At 69.6% G+C, this 24,819-nt stretch carries 26 protein-coding genes; 14 read left to right on the top strand and 12 right to left on the bottom strand.

The window, feature by feature from the left end:
* Positions 1 to 661: MFS transporter (locus G3I65_RS43610; RefSeq protein ID WP_160701295.1), on the top strand; the 661-nt coding region annotated here is incomplete at its 5' end.
* Between the two features lie 273 nt (positions 662 to 934).
* Here G3I65_RS43610 and G3I65_RS43605 read toward each other — a convergent pair.
* Positions 935 to 2,197: a primosomal protein gene (locus tag G3I65_RS43605; RefSeq protein ID WP_160701294.1), complete on the bottom strand. Its 1,263-nt coding sequence runs from the start codon at positions 2,195 to 2,197 to the stop codon at positions 935 to 937.
* Positions 2,198 to 2,344: 147 nt separating this feature from the next.
* On the opposite strand from G3I65_RS43605, the gene G3I65_RS43600 reads away from it, so the two are divergent.
* Together G3I65_RS43600 and G3I65_RS43595 are read left to right on the top strand one after the other, a co-directional pair.
* Complete coding sequence (locus G3I65_RS43600) at positions 2,345 to 4,849, top strand: RNA helicase (RefSeq protein WP_160701293.1); 2,505 nt, start codon at positions 2,345 to 2,347, stop codon at positions 4,847 to 4,849.
* 38 nt (positions 4,850 to 4,887) lie between these two features.
* Entirely contained in the window at positions 4,888 to 5,931 is a 1,044-nt protein-coding gene (locus G3I65_RS43595; protein WP_160701292.1) for a C45 family peptidase, read from the top strand.
* 1 nt (position 5,932) lies between these two features.
* Here G3I65_RS43595 and G3I65_RS43590 read toward each other — a convergent pair whose 3' ends face one another.
* Positions 5,933 to 6,478: an NADPH-dependent F420 reductase gene (locus G3I65_RS43590; protein WP_160701291.1), complete on the bottom strand. Its 546-nt coding sequence runs from the start codon at positions 6,476 to 6,478 to the stop codon at positions 5,933 to 5,935.
* Between the two features lie 68 nt (positions 6,479 to 6,546).
* On the opposite strand from G3I65_RS43590, the gene G3I65_RS43585 reads away from it, so the two are divergent.
* Positions 6,547 to 6,870 carry a helix-turn-helix domain-containing protein gene (locus G3I65_RS43585; protein WP_160701290.1) on the top strand — a complete coding sequence of 108 codons (324 nt, stop codon included), beginning with the start codon at positions 6,547 to 6,549 and terminating at the stop codon, positions 6,868 to 6,870.
* Here G3I65_RS43585 and G3I65_RS43580 read toward each other — a convergent pair.
* Both G3I65_RS43580 and G3I65_RS43575 read right to left on the bottom strand, forming a co-directional pair.
* Positions 6,761 to 7,411 carry a hypothetical protein gene (locus G3I65_RS43580; RefSeq protein WP_309235991.1) on the bottom strand — a complete coding sequence of 217 codons (651 nt, stop codon included), beginning with the start codon at positions 7,409 to 7,411 and terminating at the stop codon, positions 6,761 to 6,763. The two genes, G3I65_RS43585 and G3I65_RS43580, sit on opposite strands and share 110 nt — an antisense overlap.
* 120 nt (positions 7,412 to 7,531) lie before the next feature.
* Complete coding sequence (locus G3I65_RS43575) at positions 7,532 to 8,518, bottom strand: sugar-binding transcriptional regulator (protein ID WP_160701289.1); 987 nt, start codon at positions 8,516 to 8,518, stop codon at positions 7,532 to 7,534.
* 129 nt (positions 8,519 to 8,647) lie between these two features.
* Here G3I65_RS43575 and G3I65_RS43570 point away from each other — a divergent pair, with 129 nt between their 5' ends.
* The 4 genes from G3I65_RS43570 to G3I65_RS43555 are packed head-to-tail and all read left to right on the top strand — an operon-like array spanning position 8,648 to position 12,735.
* Positions 8,648 to 9,652, top strand: a complete 1,005-nt coding sequence (locus tag G3I65_RS43570) for a zinc-dependent alcohol dehydrogenase family protein (protein ID WP_160701288.1) — start codon at positions 8,648 to 8,650, stop codon at positions 9,650 to 9,652.
* Positions 9,645 to 10,979, top strand: coding sequence for a sugar ABC transporter substrate-binding protein (locus tag G3I65_RS43565; protein WP_160701287.1), 1,335 nt, complete (start codon positions 9,645 to 9,647; stop codon positions 10,977 to 10,979). Before G3I65_RS43570 ends, G3I65_RS43565 begins: the two co-directional genes overlap by 8 nt.
* Positions 10,979 to 11,911 carry a carbohydrate ABC transporter permease gene (locus G3I65_RS43560; RefSeq protein ID WP_160701286.1) on the top strand — a complete coding sequence of 311 codons (933 nt, stop codon included), beginning with the start codon at positions 10,979 to 10,981 and terminating at the stop codon, positions 11,909 to 11,911. Before G3I65_RS43565 ends, G3I65_RS43560 begins: the two co-directional genes overlap by 1 nt.
* On the top strand, positions 11,908 to 12,735 hold the full coding sequence (locus G3I65_RS43555) for a carbohydrate ABC transporter permease (protein WP_160701285.1): 828 nt from the start codon (positions 11,908 to 11,910) through the stop codon (positions 12,733 to 12,735). Before G3I65_RS43560 ends, G3I65_RS43555 begins: the two co-directional genes overlap by 4 nt.
* Before the next feature lie 65 nt (positions 12,736 to 12,800).
* Here the strand turns inward: G3I65_RS43555 and G3I65_RS43550 are convergent, their stop codons facing one another.
* Genes G3I65_RS43550 through G3I65_RS43540 form a run of 3 tightly spaced genes read right to left on the bottom strand, consistent with a single transcriptional unit; the run spans position 12,801 to position 15,468 of the window.
* Positions 12,801 to 12,995 (bottom strand): ferredoxin, encoded by a 195-nt coding sequence (locus tag G3I65_RS43550; RefSeq protein ID WP_125307328.1) that lies wholly within the window; start codon positions 12,993 to 12,995, stop codon positions 12,801 to 12,803.
* A gap of 38 nt (positions 12,996 to 13,033) precedes the next feature.
* A complete protein-coding gene (locus G3I65_RS43545; RefSeq protein WP_160701284.1) occupies positions 13,034 to 14,233 on the bottom strand; it encodes a cytochrome P450 in 1,200 nt (399 codons plus the stop codon).
* Positions 14,234 to 14,244: 11 nt separating this feature from the next.
* Positions 14,245 to 15,468, bottom strand: coding sequence for a cytochrome P450 (locus tag G3I65_RS43540; RefSeq protein ID WP_160701283.1), 1,224 nt, complete (start codon positions 15,466 to 15,468; stop codon positions 14,245 to 14,247).
* Positions 15,469 to 15,648: 180 nt separating this feature from the next.
* On the opposite strand from G3I65_RS43540, the gene G3I65_RS43535 reads away from it, so the two are divergent.
* Positions 15,649 to 16,287, top strand: coding sequence for a TetR/AcrR family transcriptional regulator (locus G3I65_RS43535; RefSeq protein ID WP_160701282.1), 639 nt, complete (start codon positions 15,649 to 15,651; stop codon positions 16,285 to 16,287).
* Positions 16,288 to 16,549: 262 nt separating this feature from the next.
* A complete protein-coding gene (locus tag G3I65_RS43530; RefSeq protein WP_309235990.1) occupies positions 16,550 to 17,212 on the top strand; it encodes a hypothetical protein in 663 nt (220 codons plus the stop codon).
* Between the two features lie 6 nt (positions 17,213 to 17,218).
* On the opposite strand, the gene G3I65_RS43525 is transcribed toward G3I65_RS43530, so the two are convergent.
* From G3I65_RS43525 to G3I65_RS43505, 5 genes are all read right to left on the bottom strand, one after another.
* On the bottom strand, positions 17,219 to 18,286 hold the full coding sequence (locus G3I65_RS43525) for a hypothetical protein (RefSeq protein WP_160701280.1): 1,068 nt from the start codon (positions 18,284 to 18,286) through the stop codon (positions 17,219 to 17,221).
* A 130-nt stretch (positions 18,287 to 18,416) separates the two neighbouring features.
* Entirely contained in the window at positions 18,417 to 19,283 is an 867-nt protein-coding gene (locus tag G3I65_RS43520; protein WP_160701279.1) for an aldehyde dehydrogenase family protein, read from the bottom strand.
* Positions 19,276 to 20,709: an aldehyde dehydrogenase family protein gene (locus tag G3I65_RS43515; RefSeq protein WP_160701278.1), complete on the bottom strand. Its 1,434-nt coding sequence runs from the start codon at positions 20,707 to 20,709 to the stop codon at positions 19,276 to 19,278. Before G3I65_RS43515 ends, G3I65_RS43520 begins: the two co-directional genes overlap by 8 nt.
* Positions 20,709 to 21,683, bottom strand: coding sequence for a deoxyribose-phosphate aldolase (gene deoC, locus G3I65_RS43510; protein WP_160701277.1), 975 nt, complete (start codon positions 21,681 to 21,683; stop codon positions 20,709 to 20,711). The genes G3I65_RS43515 and deoC overlap by 1 nt, the downstream gene beginning before the upstream one ends.
* Before the next feature lie 84 nt (positions 21,684 to 21,767).
* Entirely contained in the window at positions 21,768 to 22,382 is a 615-nt protein-coding gene (locus tag G3I65_RS43505) for a DUF1707 domain-containing protein (RefSeq protein ID WP_166641327.1), read from the bottom strand.
* An 85-nt stretch (positions 22,383 to 22,467) separates the two neighbouring features.
* Between G3I65_RS43505 and G3I65_RS43500 the strand changes: the two genes are divergently transcribed.
* From G3I65_RS43500 to G3I65_RS43485, 4 genes are all read left to right on the top strand, one after another.
* Entirely contained in the window at positions 22,468 to 22,890 is a 423-nt protein-coding gene (locus tag G3I65_RS43500) for a protein-tyrosine phosphatase family protein (RefSeq protein WP_160701275.1), read from the top strand.
* 5 nt (positions 22,891 to 22,895) lie between these two features.
* Complete coding sequence (gene upp, locus G3I65_RS43495) at positions 22,896 to 23,519, top strand: uracil phosphoribosyltransferase (RefSeq protein WP_125307317.1); 624 nt, start codon at positions 22,896 to 22,898, stop codon at positions 23,517 to 23,519.
* A 3-nt stretch (positions 23,520 to 23,522) separates the two neighbouring features.
* Positions 23,523 to 24,464 carry a pentapeptide repeat-containing protein gene (locus tag G3I65_RS43490; protein ID WP_166641325.1) on the top strand — a complete coding sequence of 314 codons (942 nt, stop codon included), beginning with the start codon at positions 23,523 to 23,525 and terminating at the stop codon, positions 24,462 to 24,464.
* 33 nt (positions 24,465 to 24,497) lie between these two features.
* The coding region (locus G3I65_RS43485; RefSeq protein WP_160701274.1) for an RNA polymerase sigma factor at positions 24,498 to 24,819 on the top strand (322 nt) is incomplete at its 3' end.

Here is a 24,819-nt window from a genome sequence, read left to right as displayed (position 1 = left end):
GCTGGCGATCGCCGTGGCGCTGCTGGTGGCGTGGCTGGTGACGGACCCGCCCCGGCCACCGCGGGCGCCTTCGGGGGAGAAGCCGCCTTCGCCGTACCGGCACGCGGCGCTGTGGCGGGTGCACGGGGCGAGCGCGCTGCTGGTGGTGCCGCAGTTCGCGGTGTCGGCGTTCGCGCCGGTGTACCTGGTGTCGGGGCAGCACTGGAGCCCGCTGTCGGCGGGCTGGTACCTGGCGGTGGTCCAGGTGCTGGGCGCGCTGGGCCGCCTCGGCTCCGGCTGGTGGTCCGACCGCGTCGGCGGCCGCCTGCGCCCGATGCGGCAGCTGGCGGTGCTGAGCTGCGCGGTGATGCTGCTGGTGGCGCTGGGGGACGTGTCGTGGCCCTGGCTGGTGCTGCTGGCACTGGCGCTGGCGGGCATCATCACGGTGGCCGACAACGGCCTCGGCTTCACGGCGTCGGCCGAGCTGGCGGGCCTGGCCTGGTCGGGCCGCGCGATGGGCACGCAGAACACGGGCCAGAACATCGCGGCCTCGCTGACCCCGCCCCTGCTGGGCCTGGTGATCGGCGACAGCCGCTACGCACTGGCGTTCTGCGTGGCGGCGATCTTCCCGGCGATCGCGGTGGCGGTGGTCCCGGTCCGCGCGGAACACGAGCGGGACTGACCACCCGCGGGGGCGCCCCCCCGGCTCCAGCGTATCGGCGGGCGCTGACGGAAACCGGCCGCCGGAGCCGCGCCGGACCCGAGTTGTCCACAACCGGCCGACCCTGTGGAGCGACGCGACCGGCCGCGGCAGCTCAGGCGGCACTCGAAAGCCGTGAATGACTCATTCATGTCGTCTGACGACATGAATGAGTCACTCACGTCATCCGAAGCCGACCCCGGACACGACGAAGGCCGCCTCCCCGACCAGCGGGGAAGCGGCCTCCGAGAAAACTCAAGCCACCGTCAGGCGGTTCTCGAACGTCTCCACCAGCTTCCGCCAAGCGCTCTGCTCGGCGTCGAACGGCGCGCTCGGCTCGAGGCGCGTCGGGTCCGGGCGGAGGACGAACGACACCAGCCAGCCCAGGCTTTCGTTCGACGCCAGCGCCGTTTCGACGCTCTCGTCGCCCGCCCAGTCGGCCGCGTCCGTGATCAGCTCGACCGCCAGTTCCAGCTGCGTCGGGTCGATCGCCTCCGGGCCCTCCGCGATGTCCGCGTCGAGGCCGGTCAGTACGTACGTGTTCTCCGCGTCGACCTCGATCTCGAGCTCGCCCGCGGTGGCCTTCGCCAGCACCTCGTCCCACGTGGACACGTCGGCGAGGTCGGTCTCGGCCAGGTCCTTGCCGTCGGCCAGGGCTCGGGCCAGGGCCTTCTCCGACGTGAACACGTCGATCTCGCCCTCGCTGCCCAGGAACACCGGGGTGTCGTCGAGGTAGCAGCGCAGCGTGTAGTACTCCGCGCCCGACGTGATGATCTTGATCGGGTCGATGCCGACCTCGGCCCAGAAGCCGACCGGACCCTCTTCTTCGGCGGAATCCTCGTCGTCGTCCGACTCGGAGTCGATCGCCTCGAGGTCCTCTTCGCCCTCCGCGCCGGCCTCGGCCTCGGCGGACTCCTCGTGGAACGCCGCCAGCTCCTCGGCGGTCTGCTCCAGGACCTTCTCGTCGACGTCCGGCACCGTCACCAGGCCGTCGATCGCGTCCAGCACGGTGTCCCACTTGGTCGACACCGTTTCGGACAGGTCGTTCCAGACCTGGACGCCGACGCTCCCGGTGAACGGGAGGGTGCCCTGGTCGAGCAGCGAGAAGCCCTCGGTCGAGTCGAGGATCTCGTGGACCTCTTCGAGGTCGCAGACGTCGGCGAGCGAGCGCACGATGCCGACGATCTCCGCCAGCTCGGCGATGTGCCAGACGTCCGGCTCCTCGGCGACGAGCTCCGGCACGCCGACGAGGTCGTACGTGTGGTCCTCGTCCGGGATCAGCTCCGGCACGTTCAGCGAAGGCACCGCGTCCCACGCCGGGTGGTCGATCAGGTCGTGCCGCTCGGACGTGCGGACGAAAGCGGCCAGGTGGGCGGCGTCCGGGAAGGCGTACAGGTCGTCCTCGTCGCCGAGGAACGCTTCCCACTCCTCGCCGTCTTCCCGCCAGCGCGGGGCCCACAGGGTGACGACGTCGCCCTGCGGCAGCCCGAGTTCGATCGGGATGATGTCCTGTGCCATTCCTAAGCCCTCCGGAGTACCGCCCGTGTGCGCGCGACACCGTATCTCCCGGTCGAAGCGCGGTAACGCGAAGCCTACGGGTTTACCACTCGTGATGCGATCGCCCCTGCCGACTTTGCGACGAGCGGATGGCACGATGGACGCCTGATGACTCTCACAGACCTCCTGCCTGCGGATCCCGACCCCGACGCCCTCTTCGAAGCGTTCACGACCTGGACGGCCGATCGGGGCATCGAGCTGTACCCGGCGCAGGAGGAGGCGGTGATGGAGGTCGTCTCCGGATCGAACGTCATCCTCTCGACGCCGACCGGCTCCGGGAAGAGCCTCGTCGCCGTCGGCGCGCACTTCACCGCGCTCGCCCAGGGCCGCCGCAGCTACTACACCGCGCCCATCAAAGCCCTCGTCTCGGAGAAGTTCTTCCAGCTCATCGAGATCTTCGGGGCCGACAACGTCGGGATGATGACCGGTGACTCCAGCGTCAACCCGGACGCCCCGATCATCTGCTGCACGGCCGAAATCCTGGCGAACATCGCGTTGCGGTTCGGTGCCGACGCCCCGGTCGGGCAGGTCGTGGCCGACGAGTTCCACTTCTACTCCGAGCCCGACCGCGGCTGGGCGTGGCAGGTGCCGCTGCTCGAGCTGCCGAAGGCCCAGTTCGTCCTGATGTCGGCGACCCTGGGCGACGTGTCCTTCTTCGAAAAGGACCTCACCCGCCGCACCGGCAGGCCGACCGCGGTCGTCACGTCGGCGCAGCGCCCGGTGCCGCTGACCTTCCGGTACGCGCTGACGCCGTTGCACGAGACGATGTCGGAGCTGCTCAACGGCGGCCAGGCGCCGGTGTACGTCGTGCACTTCTCGCAGGCCGCGGCCATCGAACGCGCGCAGACGCTGATGAGCATCAACGTCACGACGAAGGCCGAAAAGGAGTCGATCGCCGAGCTGATCGGCGACTTCCGGTTCTCCGCCGGCTTCGGCAAGACGCTCTCGCGGCTGGTCCGCCACGGCATCGGCGTGCACCACGCCGGGATGCTGCCGAAGTACCGCCGGCTGGTCGAGACCCTGGCCCAGTCCGGGCTGCTCAAGGTGATCTGCGGGACCGACACCCTCGGCGTCGGCATCAACGTGCCGATCCGGACGGTCGTCTTCTCCGCGCTGACCAAGTACGACGGCGTCCGCCAGCGCCACCTCAAGGCGCGCGAGTTCCACCAGATCGCCGGCCGCGCCGGGCGCGCGGGCTACGACACCGACGGCTACGTCGTCGTGCAGGCGCCCGACCACGTCGTCGAGAACGCCAAGGCGCTGGAGAAGGCGGGCGACGACCCGAAGAAGAAAAAGAAGATCGTCCGGAAGAAGGCCCCGGAAGGGTTCGTCAACTGGACCGAGAGCACGTTCGACCGGCTCATCGCGGCCGACCCCGAGCCGCTGACGTCCAGCTTCAAGGTCACGCACTCGATGCTGCTCAACGTGATCTCGCGGCCGGGCAACGCCTTCGACTCGATGCGCCACCTCCTGGAGGACAACCACGAGGACCGGGCGTCGCAGCGCAAGCTCATCCTGCGCGCCATCGCGATCTACCGCGCGCTGCTCGCCGCCGGCGTCGTCGAACGGCTGGACGAGCCGGACGAGCAGGGCCGGATCATCCGGCTCACCGTCGACCTGCAGTTCGACTTCGCGCTCAACCAGCCGCTTTCGCCGTTCGCGCTGGCCGCGATCGACCTGTTCGAACTGGACTCGCCGAGCTACCCGCTCGACGTCGTGTCCACTGTGGAATCCACCGTGGACAACCCGCGGCCGGTGCTGTCGCAGCAGCAGTTCAAGGCGCGCGGCGAGGCCGTGAACGCGATGAAGGCCGAGGGCATCGAGTACGACGAGCGGATGGAGCTGCTCGAGAACATCACGTACCCGAAGCCGCTGGAGGAGCTGCTGCAGGGCGCGTTCCACAGCTACCGCCAGGGTCACCCGTGGGTCGACGACTACGAGCTGTCGCCCAAGTCCGTCGTGCGCGACATGTACGAGCGCGCGATGAACTTCGTCGAGTACATCGGGTTCTACCAGCTGGCGCGGTCCGAAGGCCTGGTGCTGCGCTACCTCGCCGACGTCTACGACGCGCTGCGCCACACGGTGCCGGACGAGGCGAAGACCGAACCGCTGCAGGACCTCATCGAGTGGCTCGGCGAGCTGGTCCGGCAGGTCGACTCGAGTCTGCTGGACGAGTGGGAAGCGCTGCGGCACCCGACGGAAGAAGGGCCGGTGTCGCACCGGCCGCCGGAGCTGCCGCCGGCCGTCACGCGCAACGTGCGCGCGTTCCGCGTCCTGGTGCGCAACGAGCTGTTCCGCCGGGTCGAGCTGTTCGCGCGGCGGGCGTGGTTCCCGCTCGGGGAGCTGGACGCGGCTTCGGGCTGGGACGCCGACGCGTGGCAGGAAGCCATCGAGGACTACTTCGAGGAGTACGACTCGCTCGGCACCGGCCCGGACGCGCGCGGCCCGGCGCTGCTGATGATCGAGCAGCAGCCGGACGTCTGGAAGGTGCGGCAGATCTTCGACGACCCCGCGGGCGACCACGACTGGGGCATCAGCGCCGAAGTGGACTTGGCGGCGTCGGACGAGGCAGGGGCCGCCGTGATCCGGGTGATCGAAGTGGGCGCGCACTGACCGTTGCGGATTCCTGACTGGTCAGTCATCGTGATCGCATGGTGGCGACAGTGCGGGAGCACCGGATCGGCGACGTGCGCTGGACGATCGTCCGCGGGCCCCGGGAAGCCGCTTTCCGCGAGCTGGGGGCGTACGCCGCCGCCGACATCGCGACCGTGCTGGCGGGCTTGCCGTCGTGGCCGGTCAGCGCGCGGGCCCGGCGCTCGCCGGTGCGGTTCCGGGCGGTCGAATCGGCGTCGCAGGTCGAACACCCGGACGCCTACGCCGAGCTGACGGCGCTGGCCGAGGGGGCCGGCGTCCCGTTCGACGACCTGCTGCTGGCCAACCTGCGCGGCGACCTCGGCGCGGGCGACGGCACCGGCTGCACGGACCTCGCCTGGGCGGGTTCGCCGTCCCTGCTCGGCCACAACGAGGACGGCGCCCCGGTGTTCGACGGCATCGGGCGCCTGCTGACCCTGCTGATCGACGGCGAACCCGGCGTCTGCGTCTGGTGGTACCCGGGTTTCCTGCCCGCGAACACGTTCACGCTGACGACGCACGGTCTGGTGTGGGGGATCGACAGCGTGAGCGTGGCGGCGCCTTCGCCGTGCGCGGGCCGGCACTTCCTGGCGCGCACGGCCCAGCGCGCGACTTCCGTCGCGGAAGCGGTGTCCGTGCTGCGTTCCCACGCTTCGGCGGGCGGCTTCGCGTACACGATGGGTCAAGTCGGCGAACCGGCGGTGACGGTGGTCGAGAAGGCGGGCCACGACACCGCGGTGACCACTGTGGCCAGTGGGCTTTCCTGGCACACCAACCACTTCCGCCAGCTGCCGCCGCACCTGGACGTCGCGTCGGAGGAGAGCCTGGACCGCGCGGAGGTGTGCGCCCACCTGGCCCCGACGTCCCCGGACGCGAAGTGGCTGGTCTCGACGTTGACGAACGCGGTCCACCGCAACGCGGACGGCGGCGACGAGCTGATGACGTTGAGCACGCTGGTGACGGACCTCGGTTCGGGCGAGGTGACGCTGGTCCCCCGCGGCGGCGCCCCGCTGACCGCCCGTGCGGCGGACCTGGCCGCGGGGAACGCCGGCGCGGTGGGCTGAGCTACCCCGCCGGGGTCAGGATCGCCTGGGCGTCCTCACCCGCGAACCACAGGCCGATGACGAACGCCGCCGTGGCCTCCAGCAGGGCCGCGCGGTCCAGACCACCCGCGAGCACCGGCTTCGCGCCGATGTCGCGAACCAATGTGCTCACCGCTTCCAGCGCCGAAGGGTTGTCGCCGCACAACGGGACCGACAGCGGGCGGCCGTCGAACACCGGGGGTGTCATGCGCCAGACGTCGACGTGCGCGAGGTTGAACGCCTTGACCACGTGCGCCTCCGTGACAATCCGCGAAGCCACCGGCGCACCGGTCAGCGCCGGGTCGTTGGTGCAGTCCACCAGCACCTTTCCGGCCAGCGGCCCGGCCTTCGCGAGGACCTCGCCGATGGCCGCCGCGGGGATGGCGAGGAGGACCACCTCGGCGAACGCGGCCACCTCGGACCACGTTCCCGTCTTGCGGCCCGCCACCCTGATTTCGTGCCCCGCCCGCGCCCACTGCGTGCCGAGCGCGTCCGCCATCCCGCCCGTGCCGAAGATCCCGATCCGCATGCGTCCTCCTTGTGCTTGGCTGGTACCAGCACGACGGTAGGAACCCGGGAAGGAACCGAACGGTAACCATGGACTTCCTCGCCGACTGCCGGACGCGGCTCGCGTTCGACCTGGTCGCCAACACCTGGAACCCGGTGGTGCTCTGGGCCCTGCGCGACGGCCCGCGCCGGCACGTCGACCTGCGGCGCGAGATCGGCGGGATCAGCGCCAAGGTGCTCACGGAAACCGTGCGGCGCCTGGAGTCCGACGGGCTCCTCGAGCGCCGCGATGGCGCGTACGCGCTCACGCCGTTGGGCTCAAGCTTCCTGGAGCCGATCGAGGGCTTCGGGCGGTGGGCCGCCGAGCACGGCGACGCCGTCGTCGCCGCTCAAAACCGAGCACGACCAGCGTGACCAGCGACAACGCGGGCAGCGGGTAGCCGAGCAGGAGCCCCGCGACGACGTCGAACAGCGGGGCACCTACACCCACCACGAACACCCAGGTCGGCGCGGTCGGCGGCTTCGCGGCCGGGGACCACGGCGTCCTGCGGCCCGGCTTCGCGACCGAAAGCCACGCCTGGAACGCCAGCGCGCTCGCCATCAGCGCCGCCCCGGCGGTCTGCTGCCACGCGACCGCACCGGTGTCCGCGGATTCGTGCAGGGCGGGGGAGAGCAGGAAGATCCCGGCGTAGAGCTGCCCCAGCGTCAGGACGAACTTCGTGAGCACCCACCAGTGCCGGAAGTAGCCCCACGCGGTCGCGCCGGCGAGCAGGAGGCCGGTGAACGCGGAGACGTTCGCCATCGGGGCGAGCAGCACGGTGTCGAGCCGCTCCGCCAGCGCGGGCGCGCCGGTGGACGTCAGCACGACCAACGCGAGAGCCTGGCTCATCCAGGCGACGGACGACACGACGTGCAGCCAGACGACGGCCTGGCGCCAGCGGGGAGAAGTCTTCACGCCGTCCAGGCTCGCCGAACCGGGGACCACGGCACATCGGGCGCGACCCGGGTTTCGCCCCGGAGCCCGGCGAGCCGCGCGTACTCCCGGTGGAGTACGAAGCGGAAACGGCCGTACGCCTCAGGTCGTCACGACGGGGTTTTTCGCCGCCAGGGCCAGCAGGGGGACCGCGGCGGCGGCGTCGGTGATCAACGTCGTGACCATGCCCGAGCGCAGCACCGCGTCCACCGCCGCCGCCTTCGGCCTGCTGTAGCCCAGCGCGATCACCTCCGGCACCGCCGTCAGCTCCTCGTGGCTGATCGCCAGCACGTGGTGCGCCAGCCCGGTCGACAGCGCGTTCCCGGCCGCGTCGAACAGCCGCGCGGCCACCTCCGCCGTCGCGCCGCGGGCCGCGATCGCCGCGCGTTCGGCTTCGTCCAGCGCGTCGTACACCGTCGACTCGCCCGGCTGCCACGCGCCGATGCTGACTACCGCCTTGGTCAGGTTCCTGAACTGCCCGAACGTTTCCGCGATCCCCGGCTGCCGCCGCAGCGTCTCGGTCGTGCGGCGGTCGGGCAGCACCAGCGGGCCGAAGATCGGGTAGGCGTCGCCGCCGGACACCGCCGTCACGCGGCTGACCGTCTCCACCGAGCGCCCGCGCATGTCCATCCCCGCCTGCACCCCGCACAACTGGACGACCGGGCAGCGCGGCAGCGTCCGGATCGCCTCGGTCATCGCGTTGACCGAACGCGCCCACGACAGCCCGATGACGTCGGACGGGGTCGCGATCTCCTCCAGCAGCCGGGCGGCCAGCGCGCCGATCTTCCCCCGGACGACCTCTCGCGGCTCTCGCTCGGTTGAGCGTTCGAGCACGAGCGCACGCTCCAGGCCGTACGCCGCTCGCACCTCGTCGGACAGGGCGAGGTCGACCGGCGCGGGCAGCGCGAACTCCACTCGGACGAGCCCGGACTCCATGGCGGTGTCGAGCATCCGCGCGACCTTGAACCGGCTGACGCCGAACTCGTCGGCGATCTCCAGCTTGGAGCGTCCCTGCACGTAGAAGCGCCGGGCAACGGTCGCGAGCAGCATGGCTTCGGTCAGCGAAGCAGTCTTCTTCGACGTGCTCATATGAGCACTATAGCCGGAAATCCCTGCAAAAGGTTGACGAATCACACACGTCAGACCTGTAATGCCTTCACATGTTCTCGACGCCAATGGCCAATGCCGCTCATATGAGCGCGAGGAAAGGGGCTAGGCATGCGTGCCGCCATCATCGACCGGCCCGGCGAGATCAGGGTGGGTGACGTGCCCGACCCGAAGCCGCGGGAACGCGAGGTGGTCGTCAAGGTCGGGGCCTGCGGGATCTGCGGGACCGACCTGCACATCGCGGACGGGCACTTCCCGCCCACCCCGTACCCGATCGTCCCCGGCCACGAGTTCGCCGGGGAGATCGTCGAACTCGGCTCGGACGTGCCGGGCGGTTGGGAGATCGGCGACCGCGTCGCCGTCGACCCGTCGCTGTTCTGCGGCTACTGCGGCCCGTGCCGCTCCGGCCACGGCAACCTCTGCGCCAACTGGAACGCCACCGGCGACACCGTCGACGGCGCCTTCGCCGAGTACGTCGCTGTCCCGTCGGCCAACTGCTACCGCATGCCCGACTCGATGACCTGGGAACAAGGAGCGCTGGTCGAACCCGTTTCCTGCGCGGTGCACGGCGTCCGCCGGGTCGGGATCGAGGCGGGAGAGCGCTTCCTCGTCGTCGGCGCCGGCACGATGGGCCTGATCATGCAGCAGCTGCTGCAGCGGGCCGGAGCGCACGTCACGGTGGTCGACCGCAACGCCGACCGGCTGCCGCGCGCGTCCCGGCTCGGCGCCGTCGCCACCGCGGCGGACGTCGGCGAGCTGAACGACGAGAAGTTCGACGCCGCCGTCGACTGCACCGGTGCCGCGCCCGCGATCGAAGCGGCCTTCGACGCCACCCGCCGCGGTGGCCGGCTGCTCGTTTTCGGCGTCGCGCCGGCCGAAGCCCGCGTCGCGCTCTCGCCGTTCCGCATCTACAACGACGAGATCACCATCGTCGGCTCGATGGCCGTGCTGAACAGCTACGGCGCCGCGCTCGACCTCGTCGGCGGCGGCGCGATCGACACCGGAGAGCTGCTCACCGACCGGCTGCCGCTGGAGCAGTACCCCGACGCGCTGGCCAAGATGCGTGGCGGCGCCGGCCTCAAGGTGCAGGTGCTCCCGGGAGGCGCCCGTGCGTAAGCTGCTCAGCCTCCTCGCCGCGACGTCGTTGCTGGCCACGGGGTGCGCGGGCGCGGGCTCGATCGGCACCGGGAACAGCACGCTGGTCATCGCGATCGTGGCGAACCCGCAGATGAAGGACGCGATCTCGCTGGCGCCGGAGTTCGAGAAGGCCACCGGCATCAACCTCAAGTTCGTCTCGCTGCCGGAAAACCAGGCCCGCGCGAAGATCACCGCGTCGACCGCCACCGAAGGCGGCGAGTTCGACGTCGTGATGATCAGCAACTACGAGGCCCCACAGTGGGCGGCCAACGGCTGGCTCGAGAACCTCGAACCGCACATGGCGGCCACCCCGGGTTACGACGAAGGCGACTTCATCCCCAGCATCAAGCAGTCGCTGTCGTATGAGAACCAGATGTACGCGGTGCCGTTCTACGGCGAGTCGTCGTTCCTGGCCTACCGCAAGGACCTCTTCGAGAAGGCCGGGCTGACCATGCCGGCCAAGCCGACCTGGCAGCAGGTCGCCGAATTCGCCGCGAAGCTCGACGACAAGGCGAACGGCGTCGCGGGGATCTGCCTGCGCGGCAAGCCCGGCTGGGGCGAGAGCCTCGCGCCGTTCAGCACGGTCGCCAACACCTTCGGCGCCCAGTACTTCGACAAGGACTGGAACGCCAAGCTGACGTCGCCGGAGTTCAAGGCCGCCGCGAACTTCTACGTGAACCTGATCCGCGAGCACGGCGAGGTCGGCGCCTCCAGCGCCGGGTTCTCCGAGTGCGGCACGCGGTACACGCAGGGCCAGGCCGCGATGTGGTACGACGCGACGGTCATGGCGGGCACCAACGAGGACCCGGCGAGCAGCAAGATCGTCGGCAAGTCCGGGTACGCGCCGGCGCCGGTGGTCAGGACGCAGGCCAGCGGCTGGCTCTACACCTGGGCGCTGGGCATCCCGAAGGTCGCCAAGGACAAGGACGCGGCCTGGAAGTTCATGGCCTGGATGACCGACAAGGCGTACGTGCGGAAGGTCGGGCAGACCTACGGCTGGAACCGCGTCCCGCCGGGCGTGCGTCAGTCCACTTACGACATTCCCGACTACGCCAAGGCCGCGGCCGCGTACGCGAAGCCCACTTTGGACGGTATCGCCGACGCGAACCAGCGGAAGGCCATGGCGAACCCGGTGCCCTACCCCGGCATCCAGTTCGTCGGCATCCCCGAGTTCCAGGACCTGGGCACCCGGGTGAGCCAGCAGCTGTCGGCGGCGATCGCCGGACGCGAGTCCGTCGACGACGCGTTGAAGCAGTCCCAGGACTACGCCCAGACCGTGGGCGACTCCTACAAGGCGGTGCAGTGATGTCCACGCTTTCGGTAGACACGCCCAAACCCCAGACGCGCGCGAAGGCCGTGGAGAAGAAAGGCCTGAGCACCGCGGCAAAGCGACGGCTGCCGCTGCTGCCAGCGCTGGTCTTCGTCATCGCGGTGACGCAGCTGCCGTTCCTGCTCACCGTGTTCTACTCGTTCCAGTCGTGGAACCTGGTCCGGCCGGGTTCGCGGCACTTCGTCGGCCTCGACAACTACATCGACGTCTTCAGCGATACGACGTTCCTGGTGGCGCTGCTCAACACCGTGCTGCTGACGGTGGTGTGCGTGCTCGTGGCGCTGCTGCTCGGCCTCTGGCTGGCGATCCTGCTCGACCGGAAGTTCTTCGGCCGCGGCGTGGTCCGGACGTTGCTGATCACGCCGTTCCTCATCCTGCCGGCGGCCGGCGCGCTGCTGTGGAAGACGACGATGTTCGACCCGACCTACGGGCTGCTGCACTTCGTCTTCGGCACCGACGTCGACTGGCTCTCGGAGTTCCCGCTGGCGTCGGTGATGGCGCAGATCGTGTGGCAGTGGACGCCGTTCATGATGCTGCTCATCCTCGCGGGCCTGCAGAGCCAGGCCAAGGACGTCCTCGAAGCGGCCAATGTGGACGGTGCGGGCCGCTGGCGGACGTTCGTGTCCATCACGCTGCCGCACCTGTCCCGGTTCCTGCAGCTGGCGACGCTGCTGGGCGCGATCTACATCGTGAACAGCTTCGACGCGATCTTCCTGATGACCCAGGGCGGGCCGGGTACCGCGAGCACCAACCTGCCGTACTACATCTACCAGCGCGCGTTCGAAGGCTTCGACGTCGGCCAGTCGTCGGCGATGGGCGTGGTCGTCGTGATCCTGACGATGATCGTGGCGACCTTCGCGCTGCGCCTGATGTTCCGCACGTTCTCGGTGGACGGAGGCGTCAAGTGACCACGCTCGCTCGCCGCAAAGCAGGCGCCCGCTCGCTCACCGCTGTCACGTGGGTCGTCGCGATCCTGTTCGTCTTCCCGTTGCTGTGGTTGATCCTCACGGCGTTCAAGCAGGAGTCGGACGCCTACACCGATCCGCCCAAGCTGTTCTTCAGCCCGACGTTCGACCAGATCGCCAACGTGCTGAAGGGCGGGTTCCTGCCCTACCTGTCTAACTCCGCGTTCGTCACGGTGCTCTCGACGTTGCTCGTGCTCATCCTCGGCATCCCGGCGGCGTACGCGCTTTCGCTGGCGCCGGTGAAGAAGACGTCGAACGCGCTCGGCTTCTTCCTCTCGACGAAGATGCTGCCGATCGTGGCGGCGATCATCCCGCTGTACATCATCTCGCAGAACACCGAACTGCTGGACACGGTGTGGGCGCTGGTCATCCTGTACACGTCGATGAACCTGCCGCTGGCGATCTGGATGATGCGGTCGTTCTTCCTGGAGGTGCCGCACGAGATGATCGAGGCCGGGCGGATCGACGGCGCCAACCTGCCGACGTTGCTGCGCAAGATCATCATGCCGGTGGTCGCGCCGGGGATCGCGGCGACCGCGCTGATCTGCGTGATCTTCTCGTGGACCGAGTTCTTCTACGCGGTCAACCTGACGGCGGCGCGGGCCGGCACGGTGCCGGTGTTCCTCGTCGGGTTCATCACGAGCGAGGGCCTGTACTGGGCCCAGCTGTCCGCCGCCGCGCTGCTGGCTTCGCTGCCGGTGATGATCGTCGGCTGGATCGCGCAGAACCACCTGGTCCGCGGCCTCTCGATGGGCGCGGTCAAGTAGCGCACAACTGCCGTTAAGGCCACCTTACGGGAGTCTGACGCCCGTAAGGTGGCCTTAACGGCACGTCACTCCTGCAGCGAGAGGGCCTGGCTGGGGCAGACGTGCACCGCTTCGCGGGCCTTCTCGACCAGCTCGCCCTCCGGCGTCGCGTTCAGCACGATGACCGTGCCGTCGTCCTCGCTCTGGTCGAACAGCTCGGGCTCGGTCAGCACGCACTGGCCGGCGCCGACGCACTTGCCGGTGTCCGCGATGATCTTCATGGTCCTTCTTTCCTGTGGTGGGATGGCAGGTTCGATCTCTACCAGGTCACCGGCAGCCGGTACAGGCCGTAGATGTTCGCGTCGTCCTTGAACGGCAGATCGTCCACCGGGACGCCCAGCGCCAGCGAAGGCACGCGGCGGAACAGCGTGTCGAACACGATCTGCAGCTCCATCCGCGCCAGGTTCTGGCCGAGGCACTGGTGCGGCCCGAAGCCGAACGCGACGTGGTGGCGGGCGCCGCGTTCGATGTCGAGCTCGTCGGCGTTTTCGAACGCCCGCGGGTCGCGGTTGGCCGAGTAGCCCAGCGCCAGCACGCCTTCGCCCGCCCGGATCAGCTGCCCGCCGACCTCGACGTCCTCGACGCACAGGCGGGCCGTGGCCGCGTCGACGATCGTCCAGTAGCGCAGCATCTCCTCGACCGCGTCGAGCGTCTTGCCCGGGTCGGCCTTGATCACCGCGAGCTGCTCCGGGTTCCGCAGGAACGCCACGGTGGACAGCGAGATCATGTTCGCCGTCGTCTCGTGCCCGGCGACCAGCAGCAGGAACCCGGTCGCGGCCAGCTGCTCCCGCCGGTACGTGCCCTCTTCGCGGAGCTTGACGATCTGCCGCCCGAGCAGGTCGTCCGGCGGGTTGTCCTCCTTCGTCGCGATGAGGTCGGCCATGTACCCGCGGATCGTGTCGAACGCCGCTCGCCGGTCTTCCGCCGACGTCGAGCGCTTGATCAGCTTCGCCGTGTGGGTCTGGAAGAAGTCGTGGTCGCCGTACGGGACGCCGAGCATCTCGCAGATCACCAGCGACGGCACCGGCAGCGACAGCGCCTCGACCAGGTCACCCGGGTTCGGCCCGGCCAGCAGCGCGTCGATCCGCTCGTCGACGATCTGCTGGATCCGCGGCCGCAGCGCCTCCATCCGGCGCACGGTGAACTCGCCGAGCACGGCCTTGCGCGCCGGCCCGTGCTCGGGCGCGTCCATGGTGATCATGGTGCGCTCGTCGCCCTTGCGCCGGAACCCGCCCTTGACCAGCTGCGGGAAGTCCGGGTGCTGCCGGTCGGCGCTGAAACGCCGGTCGTTCAGCACGGTTCGGACGTCCTCGAGCCGGGTGACCACCCAGGCCGTGCCGCCGTCGGGCAGCCGCACCTTCGAGACCGGCTCCTCCTCGCGGATCTCCGCGTACGCCGGCGGCGGCGCGAACGGGCACGTGCGGGTCATCGGGAACTCGTGCTTCTCGACGGTGGTCATGGCGTCCCCCCTCACCAGGTCACGGGCAGGCAGTAGAGACCGAAGATCGACGAGTCGTGCTTGAAGGGCAGCTGGTCGACCGGCGCGGCCAGCTTGAGCTCCGGGATGCGGCGGAAGAGCGTGTCGAAGACGATCTGCAGCTCCATCCGCGCGAGGTTCTGGCCGAGGCACTGGTGCGGCCCGAAGCCGAACGCGACGTGATGGCGGGCACCGCGCTCGAGGTCGAGTTCGTCGGCGTTCTCGAACGCGGCTTCGTCGCGGTTGCCGGAGTAGCTGAGGCCGAGCACGCCTTCGCCTTCGCGGATCAGCTGCCCGCCGATCTCGACGTCTTCGGTCGCGACGCGCGAGGTCGCGAACTCCGCGATGGTGAAGTACCGCAGCAGCTCCTCGACGGCGTCGAGCGTTTTGCCGGGATCGTTCTTGATGATCGCGAGCTGGTCCGGGTTCTCCAGCAGCGCGACCGTGCCCAGCGAGATCATGTTCGCCGTCGTCTCGTGCCCGGCGATGAGCAGCAGGAACGCCAGCGAAACCAGCGAGTCGTGGTCGACGTCGCCGTGCTCTTCGCGCTGCTTGAGGATCTGGCGGCCGAGCAGGTCGTCGGTCGGGTCGGCTTCCTTCTTCGCGACCAGCTTGTCGAGGTAGTCCTGCAGCTCGTCGACGGCCTGGACGCGGGTGTCCTGGTCGACGTCGCGGTTGAGCAGCGTCGAGCTGCGGACCTGGAAGAACTCGTGGTCGCCGTAGGGCACGCCGAGCAGCTCGCAGATGACCAGCGACGGCACCGGCAGCGACAGCGCGGTGACCAGGTCGGCGGGCTTCGGGCCGGCCAGGATCGCGTCGATGTGCTCGTCGACGATCTGCTGGATGCGCGGTTCCAGTGCCTTCATCCGGCGCACGGTGAATTCGCCGACGACCTCGCGGCGGGCCGCGCCGTGCTCCGGCGGGTCCATGTTGATCAGCGACGCGGTGAAGTTGTTCCGCCGGATCGGCCGGCCCTGCTTGGTCAGGAACGGGAAGCCGGGGTTGAACCGGTCGGAGCTGAACCGCGGGTCGGTGAGCATCTGCCGGACGTCCTCGAGCCGGGTGATCGCCCACGCCTCCTGGCCGGACTGCAGCTCGACGCGGTGCACGGGGCCCGCTTCGCGGAGCTTCCCGTAGGCCGGCGGCGGGGCGAACGGACAGCTGCGCTCCAGCGGGAACACGTCGCCCTTGGTGGCGGGTTCGGCGACTTCGGTCATTTCGGGCCCCCTAAATCGGACGTACAGTATGCGGAGGATTACATTCCGGTTCTTCGACCCAAGGTACCGAAGCGGAAGGAAGTCGTCCACTAGCTAACGGGTGACCCGGTGCGGATCCATTGTGTGGCCGCCTGACCATGCGAGAATCAGCCCGCGCGATTTCAGCGAGGAGCGAACGGCATGACGGCAGACCCCGAGACCAGCCTGCGGGCGGACGCGCGGCGCAACCGCGACCAGATCCTCGCGGCGGCGAAGACCATCTTCGCCACGTCCGGCGCCGAGGCGCCGATGGAGGAGATCGCCCGGGCGGCCGGCGTCGGCGTCGGCACGCTCTACCGCCGCTTCCCGGACCGGGACGCGCTGATCCGCGCCGTCGCGATGGACAACTTCGAGCGCGTGCTCGTCGACGCCAAGGTGATCGCGGCCGAGGAGACGTCGTCGTGGCGCGCGCTGGAACGCCTGCTGCGGCAGTCGGTGGAGCTGCAGCTGAGCGTCCAGCTGGCGATGGTGTCGCCGCGGGCGCTGGTGATCCTGAAGAGCGACCCGGAGGTCCGCCGCCTGCGCGACGAGATCCTGGACGTCCTGGACGGCTTCGTCGACGGCGCGCAGGCCGAGGGCAAGCTCCGCGAGGACGTCGGCGCCGGCGACATCGCGATCCTGTTCGCGACCCTGCTGCGCCAGATGCGCGCGAAGTCCCCGGACGTCGCCGAGATGGCGGCGCGCCGCTGCGTCGGCATCATGATCGACGGCCTCAGCGCGCGCCCGGGAACCGAGCTCCCGGGGCGGCCGATCACATCCCGTGACCTGGAGCCAGGCTGATTTAGCGGATTTCCGTGTTAATGTTCCGCCTCGTTCTGCCTGATTCTGGCCGTGGGGCGGGAAAATGCGTCGAAGATCCGCGTTGTTGGGCTTTTTCTTGCTGGTGATCGCCGGTTGCGGCCGCGACAGCGCGGCACCGGTCGCGTCGGCTCCTCCGCCTGCTCTGACAACGTCCAGTGCGTCACTCGCGCCCGCCACCGCGGTGCCGCCGAGCACGTCCAAATCCGCGCCGTCACCTGCGCCGACGCCGACCGCGCCCTCGGTGACCCCGGCCCGGAACTGCGGCACCCCGGAGTTCACGACGAGCGACCCGGACGGCGGCTGGTCCGACGGCGGCTACTACGTGCACAACAACATGTGGAACGCGGGCGAAGCGGGCCCGGAAACGCTGCGGGCGTGCGCGTACGACAACTGGTACGTCGATTCCGTGCAGCCCGATTCCACGTCGGTGAAAACCTATCCGAACGTGCACAAGGACATCAACGACCAGAACGGCAAACCGTTCAACGACTACTCGGTGATCAAATCGACGTTCGCCGGCCGCGGCCCGGGCACCGGCATCTACGACGTGGCGTACGACCTGTGGCTGAACGGCGTGGGCGACGGCAAGGGCGTCAGCGAGCTGATGGTCTGGACGGAGAACCGCAAACAGGTCCCGGCGGGCGATAAGCTGACGACCTACACCGCGGGCGGCTTCACGTACGACGTCTGGGCGGAGGACGAGGGCTACGTGGCGTTCGTGTCGCGGACGACGCAGTACTCGGGCACGGTGGACCTGAAGGCGATGATCGCTTGGGCGATCGGGAAGGGGCTGATCCCGGCCAACCCGACGGTGAACCAGATCGGGTACGGGATCGAGTTCTGCTCCACGGGTGGGGGCAAGGCGCGGTTCACGTTGACGGACTTCTCGGTGTCGATGAGCTAGCGGTGGTCACGCTGCGCGGCGTCCGGCCAGGTAGGCCAGATGATGCGAGATCGCCAGCGCGACCGGCTTGCTGCTCGAGCCGGAACCTTGCCCCTGCCCAGCGGCGGTTTCGAGGATTTCTCGATCACCCCAGGAGAACTCCGGCCCGGCGAAGCTGTCGGACTCGACAAGGTTTCGGCACACGATCCGGAACGTGCGAGCTCGAGGCGAGTCCATCGCTTGATCGCTGGGTTCCGGCATCCGCTCCCGCGAGTAGAACCAGTGCTCGGGGCAGGTGTACTTCAGATTGACGTGCTTGCTGCCGAATCCTTCGCTCGGGATCGGGTGGATCGTGCCGTAGTCACCCAGCCGAAGTTCGGTCGCCCCGTTTTGTGAGAGTTGATCCCAAAGAACTTCCTCGTTCCTTGGCTGTTCCCACGTCGAAGTCCGGGCGAGAGTCCGGGGGATCGAGCCGCTCAACAGGCTTGTTGTCCTGAATTCGCCCAGCTCGGCTAGCGCGCTGAGGATGGCCGCGGCTTCGTCGACGCGTGCCGCAGTCACCTCCGGGACGTACTGGAGATCGACGATCAAGTCGATTTCGCCGGTGTCGAGGGCGAGCTGCTCGATGATTTGTTCGATGGTGGCCCGGGCCGCGGTGGCCGGCCGGATGCGAAGCGCGCCTCCGGCAGCGAGCTCGTGACACAACCGGCCGAGCGCGGCTGCGGATTGCAAGTCGGCATCGCTGCGGACCACGGGCACAAAGGTGCTCGGAGCAATTGCATCCAGCAGGTCCACCGGGTCGGAGAGGCGATCGGCCAGCTGACCGAGCGGCCCTGTCGGTCCGTGCCCGAAGGCGGGGAGGTGTGCGACCTCAGACGCGTCCAGCATGACCCGGCGGCCGAGTTGGCGGAGGTTGCGGATCGCGGCCTCGACCGCGTCCAGCTGACTCGCCGGCGCGCTACCGCGGGGATCGAACTGCAGCAACGGTTGCACCTGCCGGACCTGCTCAGGGCCCGAGATTGCTCGCAGAGCGGTCAGCTCGCCGCCTTTCGTGCGCAGCGCGACGAGGCTCGTGAAGTCGTGCTGAGCGGCCACGGCACCCTCGCATCACGCCAAGTCAAGTCTTGGTTTCTCATCGAGGGTAAGTCTCGAAGATCGAGATGGGGATCCACCACAAGGTGGATGGCCACCACCCGGACCCGGGTGGTGGCCTCCGTTCGTGCGCTCAGACGCCCAGCGGGTGCCAGACCGTCTTCGCCTCCAGGTACCGGCGCAGCCGGGTCAGGTCTGGGGCGCTTGTCCAGTCCGGTTCCGTCTCCGGGACCGTCAAGACCCGCTTCACCGTGTTCGCCGCTTCGCGGGCCAGGCCCGGGCGGTCCGCCGGGGCGGCGCCCGTCGGGTCCAGGGCGTTCACGTCGCCGTGGGAAGCCAGCCAGGGGCCCAGCTCGGACGCGTGGCCCGTCAGGATGTTGGCCACGCCGCCCGGGACGTCGGACGTCGCCAGGACCTCCGAGAGCGTGATCGCCGGCAACGGGCGCTCCGCGCTCGAGACCACCACCGCCGTCGAGCCGGTGGCCAGGACCGGGGCCAGGACCTCGACCAGGCCCAGCAACGACGAGCCTTGCGGGGCCAGGATGCCGACCACGCCGGTCGGCTCCGGGACCGTGAACGAGAAGTACGGGCCCGCCACCGGGTTGGCCGCGCCGAGGACCGTTGCGATCTTGTCCGTCCAGCCCGCGTACCAGACCCAGCGGTCGATCGCCGCGTCCACAATGGACTCGGCCTTCTTCGCCGCCAGACCCTCCGAAGCGGACACTTCCGCGATGAACTGGTCGCGGCGGCCTTCCAGGACCTCGGCCACGCGGTAGAGGACCTGTCCGCGGTTGTAGGCGGTGGCGGAAGACCAGCCCGGGAACGCCTTGCGGGCCGCGACCACCGCGTCGCGGACGTCCTTGCGGGACGCGTGCGCCGCGTTGGCCAGGAACTTGCCCTTGCCATCTGTCACCGGGTAGACCCGGCCGGACTCCGAACGGGGGAACTTGCCGCCGATGTAGAGCTTGTACGTCTTCGCGACGGAAATCCGGTCAGACATTCAGGTACGCCTCCAGCCCGGTGCGGCCGCCTTCGCGCCCGAAGCCGGATTCCTGGTAGCCGCCGAACGGGGCGGCGGGGTCGAAGCGGTTGAAGGTGTTGGCCCAGACCACGCCGGCGCGCAGCTGGTTCGCCATCCACAGGATCCGGGAGCCCTTTTCGGTCCAGATGCCCGCCGAAAGCCCGTACGGCGTGTTGTTCGCCTTCGCCACGGCCTCGTCCGGTGTGCGGAACGTCAGCACCGACAGCACCGGGCCGAAGATCTCCTCGCGCGCGATCCGCATCGACTGGTGGACGTTCGCGAACACCGTCGGGGCGAAGAAGAACCCGCGGTCCGGCACCGGGCACGGGCTGGTCCAGCGCTCCGCGCCTTCGGCGTCGCCCGACTCGACGAGCCCGCGGATCTTGGCGAGCTGCTCGGCCGAGTTGATCGCGCCGATGTCGGTGTTCTTGTCCAGCGGGTCGCCGATGCGCAACGTCGAGACGCGGTAGCGCAGCTTCTCCAGCACCTCTTCGGCGATCGACTCCTGGACCAGCAGGCGCGAGCCCGCGCAGCAGACGTGGCCCTGGTTGAAGAAGATGCCGTTGACGATGCCCTCGATCGCCTGGTCCAGCGGGGCGTCCTCGAACACGATGTTCGCGGCCTTGCCGCCCAGCTCCAGCGTCAGCTTCTTCGGCGTGCCCGCGACCTGGCGCTGGATCGCCTTGCCGACCTCGGTCGAGCCGGTGAAGGCGATCTTGTCGACGTCGCCGTGCTCCACAATGGACGCGCCGATGTCGCCGGCGCCCGGCAGGATGTTGACGACGCCCGGCGGCAGCTCCGCCTGCTGGCAGATCTCCGCGAAGACCAGCGCGGTCAACGGTGTCGTCTCGGCCGGCTTCAGCACGACCGTGTTGCCGGTGGCCAGCGCCGGCGCGATCTTCCAGGCCAGCATCAGCAGCGGGAAGTTCCACGGGATGATCTGGCCCGCGACGCCGAGCGGCCGCGGATTGGGGCCGTAGCCCGCGTACTCCAGCTTGTCCGCCCAGCCCGCGTGGTAGAAGAAGTGCGCCGCCGCGGTCGGGACGTCGGAGTCGCGCGACTCCTTGATCGGCTTGCCGTTGTCGAGGCTCTCCAGCACCGCCAGCTCGCGCGAGCGTTCCTGGATCAGCCGCGCGATGCGGAACAGGTACTTCGCGCGCTCGGTGCCCGGCATCTTCGACCAGACACCGTTGTACGCCTTGCGCGCGGCCTTCACGGCAGTGTCCACATCGGACTTCGACGCGGTGCCGACCTCGGCGAGGACCTCTTCGGTGGCCGGGTTGATCGTCTTGAGGGGCTCACCCGAGCCGTCGACGAATTCGCCGTTGACGAACGGCTTGTAGGAGTCCTTGAGGTTCGCGATGGCGCGCGACTCCGGCGCCGGTGCGTACTCGAAAACAGGCATCAGTCCACCGTCACGTAGTCGGGGCCGCTGTAGTGGCCGTCCACCTGGGTGCGGCGCTGCAGCAGCAGGTCGTTGAGCAGGCTGGACGCGCCGAAGCGGAACAGGTCCGGGACCAGCCACTGCTCGCCGGCGACCTCGTGCACGGCGACGAGGTACTTGATCGCGTCCTTCGTGGTCCGGATGCCGCCGGCGGGCTTCACGCCGCGCAGCTCGCCGGTCTGCGCGTGCCAGTCGTGGACGGCCTGCAGCATGATGTGGGTGACCGGCAGCGTCGCCGCGGGGGAGACCTTGCCGGTGGAGGTCTTGATGAAGTCACCGCCGGCCAGCAGCGCCAGCCACGACGCGCGCCGCACGTTGTCGTAGGTCGCCAGCTCGCCGGTCTCGAGGATGACCTTGAGGTGGGCGTCGCCGCAGGCGGCCTTGATGGCCTGGATCTCTTCGAAGACGGCCATGTAGCGGCCTTCGAGGAAGGCGCCGCGGTCGATCACCATGTCGACCTCGTGCGCGCCCGCGTCGACGGCGATCTTGGTGTCGGCCAGCTTGATCTCACGGCTGGTGCGCCCGGCGGGGAAGCCGGTGGCGACGCTCGCGACGTGCACGCCGCTCGTGCCGAGCGCTTCGACGGCGGTCTCGACCATGTCCGGGTACACGCAGACGGCGGCGACGCGCGGGGTGTCCTGGCGTTCCGGGTCGGGGCGGACGGCCTTCGCGGCCAGCGCCCGGACCTTGCCGCGGGTGTCGGCGCCCTCCAGCGTGGTCAGGTCGACCATGGAGATGGCGGTGTCGATGGCCCACCGCTTGGCGTCCTTCTTGATGCTGCGCGTGCCGAGGCCCGCCGCGCGCTGCTCGACGCCGACCTGGTCGACACCGGGCAGCCCGAGCAGGAAGCGGCGCAGGCTCGCGTCGTCGCGAGTCGCGTCCGCCAGCGGTGCCGGGGTGGCCGGCGCCGCTGACGTGCTGGTCGTGGCTGTCATGCGCCTGAGTCTAGGCGGCGGGTACGACAGTGCGAGCCCCCATCGGCTGTGACGCTGGGTGCCGAATGCGTCACAAATTCGAGGTCAGTCCTTCTCGATCCGCGGCGGATCCACCCGCTGAGCCGGCCGCCGGTACACCACGACCCCACCCCAAAACCCCAGCCCGTTGATCTTCACCGTCGGGGCCGTCGGCGGCGCGGGCGGGGCTCCCGACTTGTCCTCCAGCACAAAACCGCCCATGAAACCGATGCCCGTCACGTCGACGTTGATGTCGTCCGGGACCGTGATCTGGATGCCGCCCATGATCGCGATGGCCGTGATCGTGCAGTGCTTGTCCGCGAACCTCGCCTGGCGCAGGTCGATTTCCGCGCCGCCCCAGAATGCGAAGCTCGTGTGTTGCGGGGGCAGGACCCAGCTGCCCTTGCGGACCGCCCCCGACATCACGCCGATCGACACCGGGGAGCCCGCGTAGCCGCCGATGCGCTGGTCCGGGAAGCCGAGCGCGCGGGACGTCGCCGGCTCGACCACGCCCGACGACGTGGGCAGGTCCTCCGTCACCGGTTTGAGGTCGCCGATGGTCTTCGCCGCGTAGACCGTCGACAGGCGCTCTTCGAGTTCGTTCACCGTGATCCGCCCTTCCGCGAGGGCGTTGTGCAGCACCTGGGCGACGCGTTCGCGGTCGGCGTCGGAGGCCCGCATCTGGTCGGGCGTCAGTTCGCTCACCCGGCGCAGCTTATCGGCGAAAACCACCCTCCGTGTCCACCTTCTGGAGGACACTGCTCCGATGGTGCGATTTCCCGACGGCGTCGAGGTCCGCGGCCGCGGGCTCGGCCGCCCGCGGCCCGACGGGCCCGAGCCGGATTTCGGGCTCTACCTGGGGACGAGCCGGCTGCGGCGCAAGCACGGCGGGGGCATCACCTGGCCGCACGAATGGGTCACCTGGCCCGACTTCCTGCTGCCGGCGAACCCGCGGGACGCCCGCGAAAAGATCAAGGCCCTCCACGAAAGAGCCAAGACCGAAACCGTCGAAGTCGCCTGTTACGGCGGCGCGGGTCGCACCGGCACCGTCATGGCCTGCCTCGCGATCCTGTCCGGCGTCCCGGCCGGTGAAGCCGTCGGCTGGGTACGCGAAAACTACAACGAACGAGCCGTCGAAACGCCCTGGCAGCGCGGCTGGGTGAAGAGCTTCGCGAAACAGCTAGATTGACCCGCATGGATGTGCACGTCGTCGACCACCCCCTCGCGAAGGCCCGGCTCTCCACGATGCGCGACGCGCGCACCGACAGCGCCGCGTTCCGGGCCGCGCTGCACGAGCTGACCGTCATGCTGGTCTACGAAGCCACGCGCGACGTCCCGGTGAAGACCGAGCGGATCCACACGCCGGTCGCGCGCACCGACGGCTTCAAGCTGGCGAAGCCGCCGCTGCTGGTGCCGGTGCTGCGGGCCGGGCTGGGCATGGCCGACCAGGCGCACAAGCTGATCCCGGACGCGCAGATGGGCTTCGTCGGCCTCGCGCGCGACGAGGAGACGCTCAAGCCGACGCCGTACCTCGAGTCGCTGCCGGAATCGCTGTCCGACCGGCCGGTGCTGGTGCTCGACCCGATGCTCGCCACCGGCGGCTCGATGGAGTACACGATCCGGCTGCTCACCGACCGCGGCGCCGACGACGTCACGGCCATCTGCGCGCTTGCCGCGCCGGAAGGCCTGGCGCACCTGGAAAAGACCGGGCTGCCGGTCCGCGTCGTCACCGCCAGCATCGACGAGCGCCTCAACGACTCGGGCTTCATCGTGCCGGGTCTCGGCGACGCCGGTGACCGCCAGTACGGCGCCGTCTAAGCCTTGCCGGTCCTGAAGTGGCGGTGGATCGCCGTGACCGCCGTCGCGGTCGCGGCCGTCACCGCCGGGCTGCTGTGGCTGTTCCTCGCCTGGTCCGGGGAGCCGACCGCGCCGGTGCGCATCGACGCGGTCAAGACGGCGTTCGGCGTCGGCGCGGGCGCGGGCGGCGTGTTCGCGCTGTGGCTCGCGACGCGCCGCCAGCGCACCCTCGAACTCCAGCTGGCCGAGTCCACCCGCGTCGCCGGCGTGACCGAGCGGGACCTGGAGGAGCGGCGGGTCACCGAGCTGTACACGAAGGCCGTCGAACAGCTCGGCAGCGACAAGGCGCCGGTGCGGCTCGGCGGGCTGTACGCGCTGGAGCGGCTCGGGCAGGACAACCCGAAGCAGCGCCAGACGATCGTCAACGTCCTGTGCGCCTACCTGCGGATGCCCTTCGACGGCCCGAAGGAAGGCCTGAAGGGCACCTCCGCCGAGCGCGGGCCCGTCGACTACGACGAGAGCGAGCTGCAGGTCCGCCTGGCCGCGCAGGAACTGCTCAAGACCCACCTGACCCACGGCGAACCCGGGTACTGGGCCGGGATGGCGGTCGACCTGCAGCGGGCCACCCTCGTCGACTTCCGGCTGAGCGGCTGCACCCTGGCCGCCGCGGACTTCAGCCGGGCGAGGTTCGTCGGCGCGGTGCACATCCGCGGCACGACCTTCACCCGGCGGGCGGGGTTCTACGGCGCGGAGTTCACCTCGGCCGGCAACTTCGACCGGTCGGTCTTCGAGGAGGGCGCGTTCTTCAGCTTGGCGCGCTTCGGCGCGACCGCCCGGTTCACCCGCGTCCGCTCGGGCGGCCGGTTCGAGTTCACCCGCGCGCGGTTCGAGGGCGAAGCCGACTTCGAGGGCGGGGAGCACGAGGAGCTCGACCTGACCGGCGCCCAGTTCCCGCAGGACGATTAGCAACGTCCCGCCCGGTGCCGGCCACTGAAGGGTGTGACCAGCCATACGACGGGGGTACCGGTGGGTGATCGGGCCCTGTGGGACCGGGCGGCCGAAGGCGACGAAACGGCTTTCGGCGAGCTCTTCGAGCGGCACGCGGAAGCCGTCTGGAACCACGCCTACCGGCTGACGGGCTCGTGGGCCGCCGCCGAAGACCTGACCTCGAACACCTTCCTGACCGCCGGGCGCCGCCGGGCCGACGTCACGCTCGTGCGGGACAGCGCGTTGCCCTGGCTCTACACCGTGGCCGGCAACGCCGCCCGCGACGAGTACCGCGGGGCGAAACGGCGGCGGCTGCTGCTCCGGAAGACCCCGG

This window comes from Amycolatopsis sp. SID8362 (assembly GCF_010550475.1).
Taxonomy (GTDB): Bacteria; Actinomycetota; Actinomycetes; order Mycobacteriales; family Pseudonocardiaceae; genus Amycolatopsis; species Amycolatopsis eburnea.
Note: the sequence above shows the minus strand (reverse complement) of the source record. Positions and strands in the feature narration are given on the sequence as shown.